Origin of the sequence: Streptomyces sp. NPDC059895 (assembly GCF_042731035.1) — a bacterium.
Classification (GTDB): Bacteria; Actinomycetota; Actinomycetes; order Streptomycetales; family Streptomycetaceae; genus Streptomyces.
Window position 1 is genome coordinate 12970 of the sequence record NZ_JBHWKO010000004.1, and the last position, 17768, is coordinate 30737.

Genomic DNA, 17768 nt, shown 5'->3' on the forward strand with positions numbered 1-17768 from the left:
CGGGCCGTGACGGGTCACGCCTCGGACACAACCGCAATTCACGCTCCGTGACAGCGGTACGCCACAATCCGCGACATCGGCGTCGCCGGTCACTCATCACCGCAGGCCGGCGCCGTGCCGCCGCGTCCGCACCCGGGGCCGCGAGGGGACCTCTCGTCACTCTCCGTGCGGCTGGACGCACATCGAGTGCACCTATGTGCGGGTCGCGACTCCGCCTCCCAGGTGAACCCTGTTATATGCCTGACGTGATGTCAGATCGGTGTGGACGCGGGACCGGCTGACGTTCGGTCGGACGGCGTCGCGTCCTCGGCTACTCCGGCACGGTGAAGTAGCGGGCGAACGCCGGGACGATGTCCGCCTCGCCGACCTTGCCGTCGGCGTCGGTGTCGAGTGCCGCGGCCACCGCGCGGGCGGCCTCGGCGGGGGCGCCGAGGGCCTTGAGGACGCGGGCGGTGTCCTCGACGGTGGCGCGGCCGTCGCCGTCGGGGTCGGCGATGTCGAGGGCGGCGTGCAGGAAGGGGCGGGCGATCTCGGCGAACCGGTCCGGGTTGTCGCGCAGCCGCTTGACCGCGCCGTTCACGAACTCGTCGCGGCTGATGCGCTGGTCGCCGTCGCGGTCGGCGATCCCCGCCATGCCCTGCCAGAAGGCCTCGGCTCCGGCGTACAGGGCCTGCCCCTTGTCGGACCGGGCGGGTGTGCCGAACTCGGCGAGCAGGGCCTTGGCCGCGGCGCCGAAGTCCTGTCGGTCGATGCTGCCGTTGCCGTCCTGGTCGAAGGTGGCGAACCGGCCGGCGATCCTGCGTTCGTACTCGCTGCTGACCATGTCTTCTCGGGCCGCCTTACGTCGTCGCGTGCGGGTGCTTCCGGCAGGGAGCGTACGACGCCGGCGACGCTCCGGCGTCGGCTGAGTGACGGTTGTGCCAAGACAGGGGGAATTTCGGGACAAGAGTGTGGCCGAGCGGGTGGCGCCGGTCACGCCGACAGGGGTTCGGTCCCTTCGTCGACGGCCTCCGCGACATCCCCGTACACGTCGAAGAGCCGGCGTACGCCCAACGCGCCGAGGACCCGGTTGACGTGGGAGTCCTCGACGGCACCGCGCGCCGGGAGGATCAGGCGCAGCCGACCCCGGCAGGACCGGATCAGACGGCGGGCGGCGATGAGGACGCCGACACCGCTGGAATCGCAGAAATGCACTTCGGAGAGGTCCAGGACGAGGCTGTGGCGGCCCTCGGCCACCACGTCGTGGACCCGCTGACGCAGCACCGGCGACGTCACCAGGTCCAGCTCGCCCGACACATGGAGCACGGCCCAGTCGCCCCGCTCGCCGCCGGTCACTTTGAACGCCACCACCACGCCCTTCGCTCGCCGTAAACGGAAGCCGTCCCTTCGCTTCCTTGCAGCGCGGCTGCCCAGCGGCCGTGCCCCGAAACGCCGCACGGAAAACAGCCCCTGAAGGAAAGAGGCTGATTCCCATCACATTCAGTCCCGTTCAGTCTTGTTCAATCCTGATTGATCGGTTGCGAACTGATCCGATCGGGTCTGATCGGCACGAGGCCGGGTAGTCAACGCCCCATACCACCCCCCGCCGCGCAGGGGGCGCACATTGCAGCAAAGGGGCGTGCGGCATCGGGCGTGCCGACTACATTCGAGGTGACGGTGGACGCACGCTGGACGCAGACACGAGCACGACGAGGGGGCCGCATGGCGCGGAAGGACGCACCACCCCGCTGGGACCGCACAATGCAGCAGCGGCTCGCGCGCGGCGAGGCCGCCGCCCTCGGTGAGCTCTACGACCGGTTCGCTTCGCTCGTGCACGGCCTCGCCCATCGCGTGCTCGGAGACGAACGGGCCGCCGACGGCATCACCCGCGAGGTCTTCGCCCACGTCTGGGAGCACCCCGACACCTACGACCCCGCGCAGGGCCCCCTGCGGACCTGGATCGCCGCGCTGGCCCACCGTCTCGCCGTGCAGCGGCTGCGTGCCACCGAGACCGCGGCGCTCGCCCGCGGCGGCCCCGGCACCACCGAGCAACTGGAGAACAAGGTCCGCCACGCCTCCGTCGCCGCCCGCGCCGACTACATCGTCCAGTCCATGCCGGCCCCGTTGCGGGCCGCCCTCGAACTCGCCTACTTCCAGCGCCGCGACTACCGCCAGACCGCCGCCGACCTCGGCGTTACCGAGGACGAGGCCCGCCGCCGCCTCCGCCTGGGCCTGCAACTGCTCTCCACGGCCCACGACACCGCCGCCCCCGGCGCACCGCCCGGTTACGGGGGCGCGGCGTGAGCGGCATGGAACGCTTCGCGGCGTTCGACGACGACGCCCACGGACCCGCCGGTCCGAGCAACCCCGGCCCGACCGGCGGTTCCGGCGGTTCCGGCGGTTCCGGCGGTTCCGGCGGTTCCGGCGGTTCCGGCGGTTCCGGCGGTTCCGGCGGTGCGGACGGTCCCGGCGGTCCGTCACTGCCGTCCGCCACGGACCCCGCCGGCCCGACGCTCCCGCGCCTGGAGCACCCCGTGCTCAAGGCGCTGCTGGGCGCGTGGGCGCTGGCCGCCTGCTCGGCCGAGGAGACCGCCGCCGTGGAGGAGCACCTGGGCAACTGCGGCGCCTGCGCCGACGAGGCCCGGCGGCTGCGCGAGGCGGTCGGCCTGCTCCAGCGGCCCGAGAGCCTCGACCTGGACCCCGGCCTGCGCACCCGCGTCCTGGACGGCTGCCTGGACCGGCGCCCGCCCCGGGTCCCGGTGCCCGCGTGGGCGACGTCGTACGACGCCGAGACCGCCCGCCTGGACGCCCTGCTCCAGGACTTCGGGGACGCGGAGTGGCACGCGCCCGTCCGGCTGCGCTGGTTCGGGGGCGAGGACGGGACGAGCCGCCGTACGACCGTCGCCGGGGTCATCGCGCATCTGCTCGCGGTGGACGGCCTGATCGCCGTCGCCCTGGGTCTCGACGACCCGCTGGCCGGGGACAAGCCGGCGGAGACGCCCGCCGAGCGGACGGAGGCGTTCTGGGGCGCCTCGCGCTTCCCGCCGACGCGTACCGTGCGCGGACCGTGGCGGGAGCAGACCCACGCCGTCGTCCGCACGGTGTCCTTCACCGGCGGCGGCCGCGGCACCCTGCCGGTGTCGTACGGCGGCTTCGAACTGCCGCTGCGGGACGCGCTCGCCGACCGGGCCTTCGAGTGCTGGGTGCACGCCGAGGACATCGCGGAGGCCGTCGACTACCCGTACGCGCCGCCCGCGCCGCGCCACCTGCACGACATGATCGACCTGGCCGCCCGTTTGCTGCCGGGCGCCCTCGCCGAACGTCGGCGGGCGGGCCTCGCCGCGCCCGGACACAGCCGGCACCTGGTGACCGCCGGCCGGCCCGGCCGCAGTCTGCGGCTGGAGATCGAGGGCCTGGGCGGCGGTGAGTGGCTCATCCCGCTGGACTCCCCCGCCGCGGTGGGCTCCGCCGCCCACGAGGTGGCCCATGTCGCCCTGGACGACGTGGAGTTCTGCCGGCTGGCTGCGGGCCACGTGTCGCCGGAGGAGGCCGCGGCGGGGCAGGTCGGGGACCCGGAGGCGATCAGGGACGTCCTGTTCGCGGCGGCGTCCCTGAGCCGGATGTAGGCCGCCGACCGGTCACCGGCCGTCCCCGCACCACCCCCGGGCCCTGTCGTCACACCGCCGACCAGCGCTGGGACGCCTCTCCCGCGCAGGTCGTCGCCGCCACCCCGCCGCCGAAGGCGAGGTCGAGGCAGCCGCCGTTGTAGACGCTGACCAGGCTGCCGCCCGACCCGGAACGCCACAGCCGGGCGGCACTCCCGTCGCACGCGGCGACGAAGACGGCCTGGCCGAGCATGTTGGCGGACAGGCGCTGGCCGCTCTGCCCGTTGACCAGCTGGAAACCCCCGCCCGACGCGCTGCGGACCGTCCACGAGGCGCTCGCGTCCGAGCAGCTTCCGTCGTCCGCGGAACCGTGCACGGTGGTGAGGCGGTTGTTGTTGTCGCCGTTGCGGTAGCGGTGGGTGCCGGAGGCGGGGGCGGGGGCGGTGGTCGACGTCGACGTACCGCCGGAGGTGCCCGAGCCGGAGGTTCCGCTCGCGCCGGAGCCGGTGGTTCCGCTCGTGCCGGACGATGTGGAGCCGCTGCCGCCGTCGTCGCCGCCGCCCGAACCGCCGCCCGTGCTCCCCTGGCCCCCGGTGCCGGTGCCGGCGCCTCCGGCCGAGCCCTGGGAACCGCCGGTCCCGTCCGCGCCCTCCTGCGCCCTGCTGCTGCACTCGGCCACGGCCGACCGGTACGGCATGACGCGGGGGAAGGAGCTGCGCGACTCGCAGGAGGCCCGGATCTCGGCGATCGCACAGTGGGGCCGGCCCCACGTCGAGTCGGGCGAACTCGCCCCGCTCCCCCTCGCGTTGATCGAGTCGCTGGTCCTCGGACCGGTCATCGGCGTCGCCCGCCGCTGGCGCTCCGGGGTCGACGACGTCGACCCCGACGAGGCCGCGCGGATCCTGCCGGAGCGGATCTGGCGCTCGGTCAGCCCCTGAGAGCCGGGGGGCGGGGGCGGGTCAGGCGAAGACGACCGTCCGTCGCCCGTTCAGCAGGATCCGGCGCTCCGCGTGCCACTTGACGGCCCGCGCCAGCGCCTGGCACTCCACGTCCCGTCCGATCGCGACCAGCTGGTCCGGGGTCACGCCGTGCCCGACCCGCTCGACCTCCTGCTCGATGATCGGCCCCTCGTCGAGGTCCGCGGTGACGTAGTGCGCCGTCGCGCCGATCAGCTTCACGCCGCGCGCGTGCGCCTGGTGGTACGGCTTGGCGCCCTTGAAGCTCGGCAGGAAGGAGTGGTGGATGTTGATGATCCGGCCGCTGAGCTGCTTGCAGAGGTCGTCGGAGAGGACCTGCATGTAGCGGGCGAGCACGACCAGTTCGACGTTCTCCCCGCGGACGATCTCCAGGAGCTTCGTCTCGGCCTCGGACTTGGTGTCCTTCGTCACCGGGATGTGGTGGAAGGGAAGGTCGTAGGAGGCCACCAGCTCGGCGAAGTCGGTGTGGTTGGACACCACCGCCGCGATCTCCACCGGCAGTGCGCCGGTCCGGGCGCGGAACAGCAGGTCGTTCAGGCAGTGGCCGAACTTGCTGACCATGAGGACGATCCGCATCCGCTCGTCGGCCCGGTGGATCTGCCAGTCCATGTGGAAGGAGTCGCCGATCGCCGCGAAGCTCGCCCGCAGCTTGTCCACGGTCACCGGCGCCTCCGCCGAGAAGTGGACGCGCATGAAGAACAGGCCCGTGTCGTGGTCGCCGAACTGCTGGCTGTCCTCGATGTTGCAACCGGTCATGAAGAGGTAGCTCGACACGGCGTGCACGATGCCCTGCTTGTCGGGGCAGGACAGGGTGAGGACGTACTGGTCGGCGGGGGCCGCCGCGGCTCGGGTGGACTGCTCACTCATGCACGACAGGGTCTCACGACCGCACCGGCCCGGCGGAACTCCGTCCGCAGGACGGACCCGCTCCGGTACGCCCTCCCCGCACATCCGTCTCGGCACACCCTGCCCGGACATCCGCCCCGGCACACCCTGCCCGGACATCCGCCCCGGCACACCCTCCCCGGCATCCGCCCCGGCGCGCCCTCCCCGGACATCCGCCCCGGCGCGCCCGTCCCGGCTACGCGGACCGGGTCAGGATCCGCAGCACCTCCAGCGTCCGCGGCGGCGCGTCCGGGTCCTCCCCGTCGGCCACGGCCATCCGTACGTGCGCGTCACGGGCCGCCCGTACCGCCTCCGGCCACGCCTGGTGGTCGACGTAGGCGGAGACCGGCGCGTCCGGGCCGACCTGGTGCATGATCCGCAGCACCCGCAGCACGGCGGTGTCGACGAGCGCCGCCTCCTGCGAGTCGCGGAAGATCGTGCCGACGTACTTCTCGGCGGACCAGTTGTCCAGCCAGGTGTCCTCGACCAGGCGGTACACGGCGTCGGTGACGTCGCCGTACCCCTCGGCCCCGGCCAGCCAGACGTCCCGCTGGAACAGCGGGTCGGAGAGCATGTGCAGCGCGGAGCGCACATTGCTGCGCCAGCGCCACCACGGCATGTCGTTGAGTGGCATGCCGCCCATGGTGGAGGAGCGACGACTGCGACGGGAAGAGTTCTCCGAACCTTGTTGCACGGTCATCGATCGTACGTTCCGCGCTCCGGGCCTCCCACCCGCCCCGGTAATTCACCTGCGCGTCACCATGCGTTGACCGAAGGTCACTCGGCGGTTAGCGATGTGGCGGAATCGTGTGGGTTCATGACCGGCAGGCGACGCACGCGAAGCACCTCCCTCCCCAGGTACCTGCGCTTCACCCGATCCGCCAGAGCCACCGCCCTGTCGGCGGGCGCCCTCATGGCCTGCGCGTCACTCGCCGCCGCCTGCGGGATCGTCCCCGGCACCACGGGGAGTTCCGGCGACGATCCGATCGTCGTGATGACCTGGGCGCCCGAGGGCACGGCCGCGACCAACAAGCCCGGAATGCCCGCCTTCGCCCGTGCCTACGCCCGCTGGGTCAACGCCCACGGCGGGCTGGGCGGCCGCAAGCTGACCGTCCTGACCTGCAACGACCACAACGACACCGTGGACGCCGCGAAGTGCGCCCGGCGGGCGGTCAAGGAGGGGGCGGTCGCCGTCGTCGGCTCCTACAGCCAGCACTCCGAGTCCTTCCTGCCGCCCCTGGAGGGCGCCGGCATCCCCTATATCGGCGGCTACGGCGTCACCAACGAGGAGTTCACCAGCCCCCTGTCCTACCCCGTCAACGGCGGGGCGCCGGCGCTGCTGGCCGGGCTCGGCCGGGAACTCGCCGCGGTCTGCGGCTCCGTCGCCCTCGTCCGCCCCGACACCATCGCGGGCGACGCGCTGCCCGCCATGCTCGACGCGGGACTGAAGGCGGGCGCGCACGACGCGGCCGACGACCAGCTGGCGGCGGAGGACGCCGCCCAGTACACGGCGCAGGCCGAGACCGCCCTGAAGTACGCCACCGACGGCACCGACGGCGCCGAGGGGAAGGGGTGCGTGGTGCCCGCGCTCGGCGACCGCACCAGCACCTACATGGACTCCTTCCGCCGCGCCCGCGAGGACTACCCCGCCGTGCGCACGGCCACCGTCCTCAGCAGCGTCGACCAGGCGGTGATCAACTCCACCGGCGGCGCCTCCGGCCCCTTCGAGGGGTCGTACGTCACCGGCTGGTACCCGGTGGCGGACGACTCGCGCTGGGACGCGATGAAGAAGGTCATCAGCGAGCAGGCCTTCTCCGACACCCGGATCGACGCGACGGACACCGGGGTGCAGACCACCTGGATCGCCTACACCGTGTTCCGGCGGGTCGTGGAGTCCCTGGGGAGCGGCGAGGTCACCGCCGACAGCGTGCGCGGCGCCCTGGACGACGGGCTGGAGATCAGCACCGGCGGGCTCACGCCGACCCTGCGCTGGGAGTTCAGCGACAAGCTCGCCTCCATCGGCTTCCCGCGCCTGGTCAACGCCGACGTGACCCTCCAGACGGTGCGCAAGGGCCGGCTGGTGGCCGCCCGGGATGGTTTCGTCGACGTGACGAAGACGCTGGAGAACGCGGACGTCGACTGAGCCTCCCGGGCGGCGCGCCCCGGGGGCTCACAGCTGGGTCGGCTGACGCTCCGTCAGTCCGTACGTGGTGGCGATCGTGTTCCAGATCGCGGCGGCCTGCGTCTTCTGGGTGCTGGCGGTGCCGCTCTCGCGGTTGCCGGCCTGCGTCTGGGCGGTGGTCGGGGCCTGGCCCTTCTTGCAGCTCTTCTTGTTCGCGGCGACCTGGTCGGCCCAGGCCGCGTAGTGGTTGTCGGCGGACGCGGACGCCTGCCACGCCTTGGTGAGGGCCGTGGTCAGCGCCGCGTGGTTGGGGAGCTGGTCGACACTCAGCCCGGACAGCCTGGTCACCAGCTCGGTGCGCTGCGTCGCCGCGTCCCGCAGGTTCTTGGCGGCCTGCGCGAGGTTGCTGCACTTCTTCACGTCGGCCACCGCGCTGATCACGGTGGCCCGGCTGCTGCCGCTGTCCGCGAGCAGCGCGTCCAGCGCGATCGCCTGCTGCTCCGCGGGGTCGGCCGCCGACGCCGAGGGGGACGCCTCGGTGGCGGGGGCGGACGCCGCCACCGTCTTGTTGTCCTCGCCCTGGTCGCTCGTGCCCCCGCCGGCGAGCAGCGCTCCCGCGCCGATCCCGACGACGGCGATGCCCACGCCGACCGCGGCGAACAGCGGCACCCGCGATCCGGTGCGGCCTCCGCGGCCACGTCCGTGGTCGTCGTCCCGCGCGGCGCGCCGCCCGCCCCCGCCGCCGGGCGGGGCGTACGAGGACTGAGCGGACCCATGTCCGGGACCGGCGCCGTAACCTCCGTGTCCGGCGGGCTCGGGTTCGGAGAACCGCGGCAACTGCTGCGTCGACCCGGCCGGTCCGTCGTCGCCGGGCCCGCCGCGGAAGAGGTTCTCGAACTCCGCGGGCGGCTGCCGGTCCGCACCGGCCCCGCCGTACGGTGCCTGACCGGTCACCGGCGGGATGTACTGCGTGGCCTCCGAGTCGGGGTGCGCGGCACCGGGCAGCGGACCCTGGTGGGCGCCGGGGTGCGGGCCGGCGCCGGGCAGGGGTCCCGGGCCCGGGTGCGACGGCCCGCCGGGGTACGCCGGGGCGCCCGGGACGGGGCCCGCGCCCGCGTGTGCGCCCGCGCCCGGGAAGGAGCCGGGCTGGGCGCCGCCCGGCATCGGGCCGGGGCCGGGGCCGTGGCCGGTCGAGCGGCCCAGGAAGTGGGTCGACTCCGCCGGCGTCTCCGGGGGCAGGGCACCCGGTCCCACCGGCGGCAGGTACTGCGTCGCGCCCTCGTCCACGGGGGCCGCGGACACGGGCGGTATGTACTGCGTCGCGCCGTCCACCGGGGCGGCGGACACGGGCGGTATGTACTGCGTCGCGCCGTCGTCCACGGGGGTGGCCGGGACCGGCGGGATGTACTGGGTGGCGGCGTCGGCGGGCGGCGGCAGCGGGGCCGACGGCGCGCCGTGGCCGTACGACGGGGCCGGGGCCCCCTCGGGCGGCAGCGGGGCGGCGCCCGGGCGGGGCCCGGAGCCCCACGCGTCGTGGCCCGCCGGCTGCGGGGTGTCCCACTGCCGGTCTGCCGCGGGCTGCCAGCCCTGGCCGCCCGGCTGCTGCTGGTCGGGGCCCCACGGCCCGCCCCAGGTCTGCCCGCCGGGCGGCGCGGACGCCTGCGGCGCCTGCTGCCCGTACGGCCGCCTGTCGTGGGGACTGCTGATCATGCCCGGCAGCAGGGGTTCCCCGCCGTCGGAGGGCAGCACGATGCCTTCGCGCGCGGGCCGCGCCGAGGGCTCCTCGCCCTGTCCACTCTGCGTCACCGGGACTCCAACTGATGGGGGACCTTCGGAATCGTCGGCTCACGCTACCGGGTCGGCGGAACCCCGTGCCACGCAGCTCAGGACGCGACCTCCCTCCCAAGGGACGAGTGTGAGACGAGTGACGCGACCGGAGCGCCGTACGCCGTGTCCGTCGCGCCCCGGGCGACGACGGGCCGTTTCCCGGCCGTTCACGCGCCGGCGCTCCGTCCGTTCACGCGGCGGCCTGGAGGTCCAGACGGGCCCCGAACTCCCTGACCACGGGTTCCTCCCGGAACGGCTGGAGCCGCTGCTGGAGGTCCTCCAGGTACTCCGCGCCCCGGTTGGACCGCAGTGTCTCCAGCAACTCCACTGCCTTCGTACCGGTGTTGCAGGCCTGCTCCACCTCGCGCCGCTGCACCTGCGCCGTGGCGAGGAGCACATATCCGATGGCCCGCCGGCGGGCCCGGCTCTCCGGGTGCCCGGCCAGGGACTGCTCGGCGCACCGGGCCGCCGCCTCGGCCTGGCCCAGATCGCGGTGGCAGTGCGCCAACTCGTCGGCCAGATAGGCCGCGTCGAAGTGCGCGATCCACGACGGGTCGTCACCGGCCGCCGGATCGGCCGCCTCCAGCGCCTCCACCGCCCGGCCGCCCGCCGCCTGGGCCGCCCGTACGTCGCCCATGAGCGCGTGTCCACGGGCCTCGGCCGCGTGGAACATCGCCTCCGCCCTCGGTGTCACGCGCCCCCGTGCGCCCTCCTGCGCCGCCCGTGCCAACTGGGCGATCTCGCGCGGGTTCCCGAGCTGCGCGGCCAGGTGGCTCATGGAGGCGGCCAGGACGTAACCGCCGTAGCCGCGGTCGCCGGCCGCCTGGGCGAGGCGCAGGGCCTGGATGTAGTAGCGCTGGGCGAGCCCCGGCTGTCCGGTGTCGACGGCCATGTAGCCGGCCAGCTCCGTCAGCCGGGCCACGGAGGCGAAGAGTTCACGTCCCACCGCCTCCCGGTAGGACCCGGCGAGCAGGCCCGAGACGACGCTGTTGAGGTAGTGCACGACGACCGGGCGCACGTGCCCGCTGCCGTACTGGTGGTCCAGGTCGACCAGCGCCTGGGTCATCGCCTTGACGGCCGCCACGTCGGACAGTCCCACCCGCGGGCCCGCCGAGCGCGCCACCTGCGCGTCCGGGGAGGAGATCAGCCAGTCGCGGCTCGGCTCGACCAGCGCCGAGGCGGCCACGGACGACCCGGAGAGGAAGTCCCGGCGCCCCACGTCACTGCGCCACAGCTCGCAGACCTGCTCGATGGCCCCCAGTACCGTCGGCGAGAACTGGAGTCCGACACCCGATGCGAGGTTCTTGCCGTTGGCCATGCCGATCTCGTCGATCGTGACCGTACGGCCGAGCTTGCGGCCCAGCGCCTCGGCGATGATCGCCGGGGCGCGTCCCCGCGGCTGCTGTCCGCGCAGCCAGCGGGCCACGGACGTCTTGTCGTAGCGCAGGTCGAGGCCGTGCTCCGCGCCGCACATGTTGACGCGGCGGGCGAGCCCGGCGTTCGAGCAACCCGCTTCCTGGATGAGCGCCTGCAGCCGTTCGTTCGGCTGCCGCGCGACAAGAGGCCTTGCGGCCATGGGCACTACCCCCTGTTTCTCGGCGGCTCACCTCCGGGCGCGCCGCTGGTGCCGGGAGGACGGCCGGGCCGGGCCCGTGGGCCTCCGTCCGTTCGTCCCGCCGGCGCCGGCGCTCCCTTCGGATCGTCCGCCCTGTGGCTGCGGTGCCGTCCCGCGCACCGAGTTGATGTGTCTTCCACCGAAAAGTTCCGGCCGTGAAGATCAATGCCCCACGGATACGGCGAGAATGCGAGGCATGTGAGGATTGCCGGGGTAATGGCGGAAGCCGACCCCCAAGCGTGACTACCCGCTTCCGCGCTCATTCCTGCCGCGCGCCCCCGCCGATGCACCCATGCGCCCCGGACGCGGGATCGATGCTCCTCCCCCGCGCACGTGGGCGGGCGTAACCCCTGGTGACGCCCAGAGTTGTGTTCATCGTGGAAGAGACCATCGCGGGCACCGAAGCCACCCAGATCCCGAAGCAGCGCGGGGAATCGCTGCTGGACACCGCTGTTCGCTATGCCGAGGAACGTCACTGGGACGTCTTTCCCGGCACCTGGCTGGAAGCCGTCGAGGGCATGCAGCGGTGCTCCTGCGGTGACGCCGCGTGTCCGGCGCCCGGGGCACATCCCGCGCGGCCGGACTGGGCCACGCAGGCCACCGGCAGCGCGACCGTCGCGCGCCGGATGTGGCAGAAGCAGCCGACCGCCTCGATCCTGCTGCCCACGGGGCGGACGTTCGACGCGATCTCCGTGCCGGAGACGGCGGGCTTCCTGGCGCTGGCCCGGATGGAGCGGATGGAACTGTCGCTGGGGCCGGTGACGTTGACGCCGGACCGCCGGATGAACTTCTTCGTGCTGCCGGGCGCGTCCGCGAAGCTGCCCGAACTGGTCCGCAAACTGGGCTGGTCGCCGGGGTCGCTCGATCTCGTCACGCTGGGCGAGGGGATGTACGTGGCCGCGCCGCCCACGCGGTTCGGGTCGCGGGGTGCCGTGCAGTGGGCCTGTCGGCCGACTCCCGCGAACCGGTGGCTGCCGGACGCGGAGGAGCTGATCTCGCCGCTGGCCTATGCGTGCGGGCGGGACCGGTAGCGGCGCCCGCACGGTCCGGCGCGGCGGCCGTGAAGGCCGTGAAGGCCCCGCACGGTCCGGCCTGGACGGCAGTGAAGGCCGTGAAGGCCCCGCACGGTCCGGCGCGGACGGCCGTGGCGAACCCACACGATCCGACGCGGACGGCCGTGGCGAACCCACACAGTCCGGCCCGGACGGCCGTGGCGAACCCACTCACCCGGTGAGGACGGCCGTGACAGGCCCGCTCACCCGGTGAGGACAGCCGTGGCGAACCCACTCACCCGGCCCGGACGGCCGTGACAGGCCCGCTCACCCGGTGAGGACAGCCGTGGCGAACCCACTCACCCGGCCCGGACGGCCGTGACGGGCCCGTTCGCCCGGTGAGGACAGCCGTGGCGAACCCACTCACCCGGCCCGGACGGCCGTGACGGGCCCGTTCGCCCGGTGAGGGCGCCGTCGAGTCAGCCGGTGAGGACGCCGTCGAGGAACGGCTCGATGGCCGCGCGCCACGCCTCCGGCTGGTCGTAGTGGACGAGGTGGCCGGCGTCGGCGACCTCGGCGTACTCGCCGCGCGGGAGGACGCGGACCATCTCCTGGGCCTCGGCGCGGCCCAGCTGGCCGTCGAGGCCGCGCACGACCAGGGTGGGGCAGCGCACCTGGGCGAGCTCCTCCCAGTGGGCGTCGTAGATCCAGGTCTCGCGGGACTTCAGCATCTGCTCGGGTTCGAAGACGGGGCGCCAGCCGTCGGTGGACTCCTGCATCACCTCGGCGTAGAACTCGCCGCGCGCCGGGTTCGGGCGCTCCACCCAGGGGTCGTCCTCGCCGAACCACTTGCGGACGTCGGCGAGGGTGGCGAAGGGAGCGGGCCAGGAGCGGAACCAGTCGGCCCACTCGCGCTGCGAGGCGGCGCCGAGCGCGGAGGCCCGCATGTCGCAGATGACCAGCCCGGAGACCAGGTCGGGGCGCTTGGCGGCGAGCTGCCAGGCGGTCAGGGCGCCCATGGCGTGGCCGATGACGACGGCCGGGGCGAGGCCGAGCTGCTCCAGGGCGGCCTCGGCGTCCTCCACATAGGCCTCGCGGGTGTAGGCGGCCTGCGGGGGCTTCTCGCTCTGGCCGTGGCCGCGCTGGTCGAGGGCGATCGCGCGGTGCCGCCCGGAGAGCCAGCGGGCGGTGGACGCCCAGTGCGAGGCCCGGCCCATCAGACCGTGCAGCAACAGCACACCGGTGGTCCGGTCGGGGTCGGCGGACCCGTCCGGCACCGCCCCTCCTCCCGACGACTGGGCCGGAATCGTGGGCTCCGACCCGTTCTGCGCCGGGTCGGACTTGGGCGGGTCACCGAATTCCCAGGCCGCCAGGCGTACACCGCCCGCCCCGGTCACGTCGATGCGTCGCGCCATGGTCCTGGCACCCCCCTAGCTCCGCTCGGACCCCTCGCTCCCGTTCGAGCCGGCCGGTCCGGTCACGCGTCGTGTCTGCCGTCGTACCGCTGTGCTGTCCACTGCCTTCGCTCATCGCACACCCCGCGTGATCGTCACAGCCGTGGTCCGCCGCAGCCGTGATCCGCCACGGCCGTGATCCGCCCCACGCGAGGCCCTTCACCCGCAGGCTATCGAATGAGCATTCGAAAACACCCACTTACGCGGCCAACACCGCTCGTTCGAGTGACCACCCTCAAGGAATGATCGACGCCACCGAGGGGAGATCTTCATCAGGAGGCGGACCGCTCGGGGAAAACGGTCCGAGGGGATTGACCCTGAGAGCTCGGGGCTCCGGGTCAGGACAGGGGAGGACAGGCCCCGGCGCCGAACGGCGCCGGGGCCCTCCCTTCGTCTGCGGCACATCATCCCGCCCCCTCAGGTCATATGCCTCTCGCGACAGATTGGCACGCGAAGCGCCGGAGCGCTGCGATTCGGCACAGGGAATCACCGATTCGACGACATCGATGCGTGGCCTCAACTGCCCGGCGGGCCCCAGGAGTTGAACAATGCTCAGGCTTTCCGCAGGCACCGGCCGCCGGTCTCGCCGCCACCCGGTGGTCGATACGGGTGGGCGGACGGGGCCCCGGCTCCGGTGCGGCCCGGCTCCGGTGCGGCCCGGCTCCGGTGCGGCCCGGCTCCCGCTCAGCGCTTGGCGACGAACACGTGCGACGCGACGTCCGACTCCAGCTCGGCCGCCTCACCGCCACTGCCCACCAGCACGCCGCCGGCCGACTCGGTGACGCTCACCACCGAACCGGGCTGCACACCTGCCCGGCGCAGCGTGTACATCAGCTGCGCGTCCGTCTGGATCGGCTCGCCGATGCGGCGGACGACGACCGTCTTGCCCTCCAGGCCCGGGTCGAGGTCGGCGAGCGAGACCATGCCCTCGTCCAGGAACGGGTGGGCGCCGTCCGTCTCGCCCAGCTCCTCCAGGCCCGGGATCGGGTTGCCGTACGGCGACTCGGTGGGGTGGCGCAGCAGCTCCAGGACGCGGCGCTCGACGGCCTCGCTCATCACGTGCTCCCAGCGGCACGCCTCGGCGTGGACCTGCTCCCACTCCAGGCCGATCACGTCGACGAGGAGACACTCGGCGAGACGGTGCTTGCGCATCACGCGCGTGGCCAGCCGGCGGCCCTCGTCCGTGAGCTCCAGATGCCGGTCGCTGGCCACCGAGACCAGGCCGTCCCGCTCCATGCGCGCCACGGTCTGGCTGACCGTCGGCCCGCTCTGGTCGAGCCGCTCGGCGATCCGGGCGCGCATGGGGACCACACCTTCCTCCTCCAGCTCGAGGATGGTGCGGAGATACATCTCCGTGGTGTCGATCAGTCCGGACATACGTGCCCCTTGATGAGATGTGCCGAAGGCTCGACGGCTCTTCGGCGCGTGCGCTGGCCCTGGCTTCAATTCTGCCGGATAGCACTGACAAGCGTGCCGCGCCGGTGGAACGAGGCGGTTACATCGGGGGATCCGGGGGCCACGGCCGCCCGGGGGCGGGCCCGCGGCCGGGCCCGCGGCCGGGCCCGCGGAGGTCTGCGGGCCTGGTGGGGCCGAGTGGGTTGGTCGGGCGGGTGGGGCGGTCGAGCTGGTGGGGCCGATGGGGTTAAGGGGGCTCTGGCCGAGGGGATCGGCTCAGCGCCGGTAGAAGATCCGGTCCCCGTACTCGTCCATGATCCGCCCGTTCCACTCGTGCCCGCCGTCCACGTTGCCGGAGCGCAGCAGCGGGGGCTCGATGCCGCGGGCGGCGAGGGAGGCGGCGGCGGTCGCCATGACGGCCTGGAGGAGGGCCGCGGTGACGACCGTGGAGGCGGGCGCGAAGGGCGCGGGAACGGTGTCGAGGGTGAGCTCGGCGTCCCCGACGGCGATCTTGGAGTCCAGGACGACGTCGCAGTGGTCCTTCAGGAACGTGCCCGAGGCGTGCCGCGAGACGGTCTCGGTCGCGTACGCCACCGAGGTGACGCCGATGACCCGCACGCCCAGGGCGCGGGCGGTCCGGGCCATCTCGACGGGCAGGGCGTTGCGGCCGGACAGGGAGACGATCACCAGGGCGTCGCCCGCGCGCAGCGGGGAGGTGCCGAGAACGGCACCCGCCAGACCGTCGACGCGCTCCAGGGCGGAGCCCAGGGTGGCGGGCACGACGTCGACGCCGACGACGCCGGGGACGGCGAGCAGGTTCATCAGGGCCAGGCCGCCGGCCCGGTAGACGACGTCCTGCGCGGCCAGCGAGGAGTGGCCGGCGCCGAAGGCGAAGAGGCGGCCGCCGGAGGCGACGGTGTCGGCGAGCAGGGTGCCCGCGACTTCGATGGCCCCGGCCTCCTCGTCGCGGACCCGGTGCAGCAGGCCGATCGCGGCGTCGAAGAACTGGGCGGCGGGCGTGCGGTCGCTCATCCGAAGGGCCCCTCTGCCGTGTGCGGTGTCCATGTCGCGGATCACCTGTCCGGGGTCCGGTGTCCGGTGTCCGTGTCGCGGATCACCGTGCGGTCTGGACCAGTGCGCTGTCAACACGGGGACGCCGGGCGGGTGCTGGTGCTGCCGCCCTGGGGCGGTTTTCCTCCTGGGCCGGTCCTCCTCCTGGGGCACTTCTCTCCCGGGGCGTGCGGGATGCCGTCCAGGACGACGAGCCGGTGCCGCTCGCGTCGTCCTCCTCCGGCACCCTGCCGTCAGGCCCGCTGGGCCGGCGCGGCCTCAGGCCCGCCGGTTCGAAGGCGTCAGGCCCGCTGGGCCGGCGCGGCCTCAGGCCCGCCGGTTCGAAGACGTCAGGCCCGCTCCCCCGGCGCCGTCGCCGCCGCCAGGTCGAGGGCCAGGGCTATGCGGACGGCGACGTCCTCGGCGTACGTCGCGTCGGAGCGTTCGAACGGGGTGCGGGCGGCGCCCCGGAGGAACGTCACGACGCCCAGGGTGCGGCCGCGGCTGCGCAGCACGGCGCACAGGGCGTGCACGGTGTCCTCGGGCCACTGGCGCGCGTGCGCCCACTCCCGCGCCCGGTCCTGCGGCACAGCGCCGGCGGAGGCGCGCACACAGCCGGCGCGGGCCACGCACTGGAGCGCCGGGTGCCCGTCGGCGTAGCGCACGGGCAGGCCCGCGCGGCCGTCGAGCGCGCTGGGGCCCGGGCCACCGGAGGGCGTGGCCGCGACCCGCACCAGCCGGGGCGGCGCCCCGGACTCGCCGTCGGCCCGCGGGGCGCCCGCCACCCGGTCGATCAGGGCGTGGTCGGCGAAGCCGGCGAGCGCGAAGTCGAGGTGCACGGTGGCCGCCTCCGCCGGGTCCTCGCACTCGGCGGCCGCGCGGGAGGCACGGTGCAACTGGTTGGCGCGGAAGCGCAGCAGCGCGGCCTCCTGCTCGCCCCGCTTGGCCTCGGTGACGTCCTGGAAGAGCCAGCCCACCCCCAGCGGCACCGGCTCCTCCGTGAGCGGCGACGCCAGCCGCAGGAAGCCGCTGCGCCAGCAGCGCCGCTTCTCGCCCTCCGGGGTGCGCACCCCCACCCACATCTCGGCGGGCGCGGGCGGGGCGCCCTCGGCGAGGACGTGCGTCAGGGCGTTCTCCAGTTCCTCGACGCCCCGGGTGAGCAGTTCGCCCAGCGGGCGGCCCAGGACGGTCGTACGGCCGGTGCCGAGCGCGCGGGCGGCGTGCGCGTTGACGACGGCGGGGCGCAGGTCGGCGTCGACGAGCACGACCCCCCAGGAGGCGTCCTCGAACAGGGCCTCGCTGAGCGCTATCGAACGCTCCAGGTCGATCTGGGCGTGCACCTCGCTGAAGGCGCAGTACAGGCCGGCGGGCTTGCCGTCGGGGCCGGGCACGGCGGCGGACTGGGTGCGCACGAGGACCCGGCCGCCGTCCTTGGTCACCAGGGCGAACTCGTGCACCTGCCGGCCGGGGGCGTGCATGGCCGCCAGCAGACGGCTCTCGGTCTCCGCGGCGTCCGCCTCGCGCACCGCCCACCCGGCGAAGCCGCGGCGGCCCACGGCCTCCTCCGCGCTCCAGCCGAGGATCCGCTCGGCCTCCCGGTTCCAGTGGGTGACGACGCCGTCGGCGTCGAAGGCGCACAGCGCCGCGTCCATGCCGTCGAGCAGCGCGGCCAGCAGATCCGAGCCGCCCGGGCCCGCCGGGCCGTCCGAGGCCCCCGGCCCGGACCGCTCGGGCTCGTCCGGCCCCAGCTCGTCGGTGGTCCCACTACGGCGGGAAGCACTCACCTGGACCCCCTGCAGGTTCGCTCACGTGCCCTCATTCAACTCGAACGTGACGCAGCCCACATAGGGTTCCCGCAAGATTGCAG

Annotated in this window: 15 protein-coding genes and 1 pseudogene; 5 read left to right on the plus strand and 11 right to left on the minus strand. The window is 74.0% G+C overall.

Annotated features, from left to right (window positions below):
• Positions 1–310: 310 nt before the first annotated feature.
• Both ACFV9M_RS05890 and ACFV9M_RS05895 read right to left on the minus strand, forming a co-directional pair.
• A complete protein-coding gene (locus tag ACFV9M_RS05890; protein ID WP_385070858.1) occupies positions 311–823 on the minus strand; it encodes an EF-hand domain-containing protein in 513 nt (170 codons plus the stop codon).
• Positions 824–972: 149 nt separating this feature from the next.
• Positions 973–1353, minus strand: a complete 381-nt coding sequence (locus ACFV9M_RS05895) for an STAS domain-containing protein (protein WP_385070855.1) — start codon at positions 1351–1353, stop codon at positions 973–975.
• Between the two features lie 348 nt (positions 1354–1701).
• Here ACFV9M_RS05895 and ACFV9M_RS05900 point away from each other — a divergent pair, with 348 nt between their 5' ends.
• On the plus strand, positions 1702–2283 hold the full coding sequence (locus ACFV9M_RS05900) for a sigma-70 family RNA polymerase sigma factor (protein WP_385070854.1): 582 nt from the start codon (positions 1702–1704) through the stop codon (positions 2281–2283).
• Between the two features lie 5 nt (positions 2284–2288).
• Positions 2289–3605 carry a zf-HC2 domain-containing protein gene (locus ACFV9M_RS05905; RefSeq protein ID WP_385070891.1) on the plus strand — a complete coding sequence of 439 codons (1317 nt, stop codon included), beginning with the start codon at positions 2289–2291 and terminating at the stop codon, positions 3603–3605.
• A 49-nt stretch (positions 3606–3654) separates the two neighbouring features.
• Here ACFV9M_RS05905 and ACFV9M_RS05910 read toward each other — a convergent pair whose 3' ends face one another.
• Positions 3655–4281 carry a hypothetical protein gene (locus ACFV9M_RS05910; protein WP_385070900.1) on the minus strand — a complete coding sequence of 209 codons (627 nt, stop codon included), beginning with the start codon at positions 4279–4281 and terminating at the stop codon, positions 3655–3657.
• On the opposite strand from ACFV9M_RS05910, the pseudogene ACFV9M_RS05915 reads away from it, so the two are divergent.
• Positions 4241–4522: pseudogene (locus ACFV9M_RS05915) on the plus strand (TetR/AcrR family transcriptional regulator); the annotation flags it as partial. The gene ACFV9M_RS05910 and the pseudogene ACFV9M_RS05915 sit on opposite strands and share 41 nt — an antisense overlap.
• Before the next feature lie 21 nt (positions 4523–4543).
• Here ACFV9M_RS05915 and purU read toward each other — a convergent pair.
• A complete protein-coding gene (gene purU, locus ACFV9M_RS05920) occupies positions 4544–5428 on the minus strand; it encodes a formyltetrahydrofolate deformylase (RefSeq protein ID WP_385070850.1) in 885 nt (294 codons plus the stop codon).
• Positions 5429–5642: 214 nt separating this feature from the next.
• Complete coding sequence (locus tag ACFV9M_RS05925) at positions 5643–6146, minus strand: hypothetical protein (protein WP_385070847.1); 504 nt, start codon at positions 6144–6146, stop codon at positions 5643–5645.
• Positions 6147–6263: 117 nt separating this feature from the next.
• Between ACFV9M_RS05925 and ACFV9M_RS05930 the strand changes: the two genes are divergently transcribed.
• On the plus strand, positions 6264–7589 hold the full coding sequence (locus ACFV9M_RS05930) for an ABC transporter substrate-binding protein (protein WP_385070845.1): 1326 nt from the start codon (positions 6264–6266) through the stop codon (positions 7587–7589).
• A 27-nt stretch (positions 7590–7616) separates the two neighbouring features.
• Here the strand turns inward: ACFV9M_RS05930 and ACFV9M_RS05935 are convergent, their stop codons facing one another.
• A complete protein-coding gene (locus tag ACFV9M_RS05935) occupies positions 7617–9374 on the minus strand; it encodes a hypothetical protein (RefSeq protein ID WP_385070842.1) in 1758 nt (585 codons plus the stop codon).
• Between the two features lie 211 nt (positions 9375–9585).
• On the minus strand, positions 9586–10971 hold the full coding sequence (locus ACFV9M_RS05940; RefSeq protein WP_385070839.1) for a transcriptional regulator: 1386 nt from the start codon (positions 10969–10971) through the stop codon (positions 9586–9588).
• Positions 10972–11378: 407 nt separating this feature from the next.
• On the opposite strand from ACFV9M_RS05940, the gene ACFV9M_RS05945 reads away from it, so the two are divergent.
• Positions 11379–12041 (plus strand): bifunctional DNA primase/polymerase, encoded by a 663-nt coding sequence (locus tag ACFV9M_RS05945; protein ID WP_385070836.1) that lies wholly within the window; start codon positions 11379–11381, stop codon positions 12039–12041.
• 440 nt (positions 12042–12481) lie between these two features.
• Here ACFV9M_RS05945 and ACFV9M_RS05950 read toward each other — a convergent pair whose 3' ends face one another.
• From ACFV9M_RS05950 to ACFV9M_RS05965, 4 genes are all read right to left on the minus strand, one after another.
• Positions 12482–13417 carry an alpha/beta fold hydrolase gene (locus tag ACFV9M_RS05950; RefSeq protein ID WP_385070834.1) on the minus strand — a complete coding sequence of 312 codons (936 nt, stop codon included), beginning with the start codon at positions 13415–13417 and terminating at the stop codon, positions 12482–12484.
• Positions 13418–14140: 723 nt separating this feature from the next.
• Positions 14141–14833, minus strand: coding sequence for a metal-dependent transcriptional regulator (locus tag ACFV9M_RS05955; protein WP_385070831.1), 693 nt, complete (start codon positions 14831–14833; stop codon positions 14141–14143).
• 294 nt (positions 14834–15127) lie between these two features.
• Positions 15128–15883, minus strand: a complete 756-nt coding sequence (locus ACFV9M_RS05960) for an SIS domain-containing protein (RefSeq protein WP_385070828.1) — start codon at positions 15881–15883, stop codon at positions 15128–15130.
• Between the two features lie 368 nt (positions 15884–16251).
• The gene (locus tag ACFV9M_RS05965) at positions 16252–17685 is read right to left on the minus strand and encodes a PAS domain-containing protein (protein WP_385070826.1); all 1434 of its coding nucleotides are present in this window, start codon (positions 17683–17685) and stop codon (positions 16252–16254) included.
• Between the last annotated feature and the right edge of the window lie 83 nt (positions 17686–17768).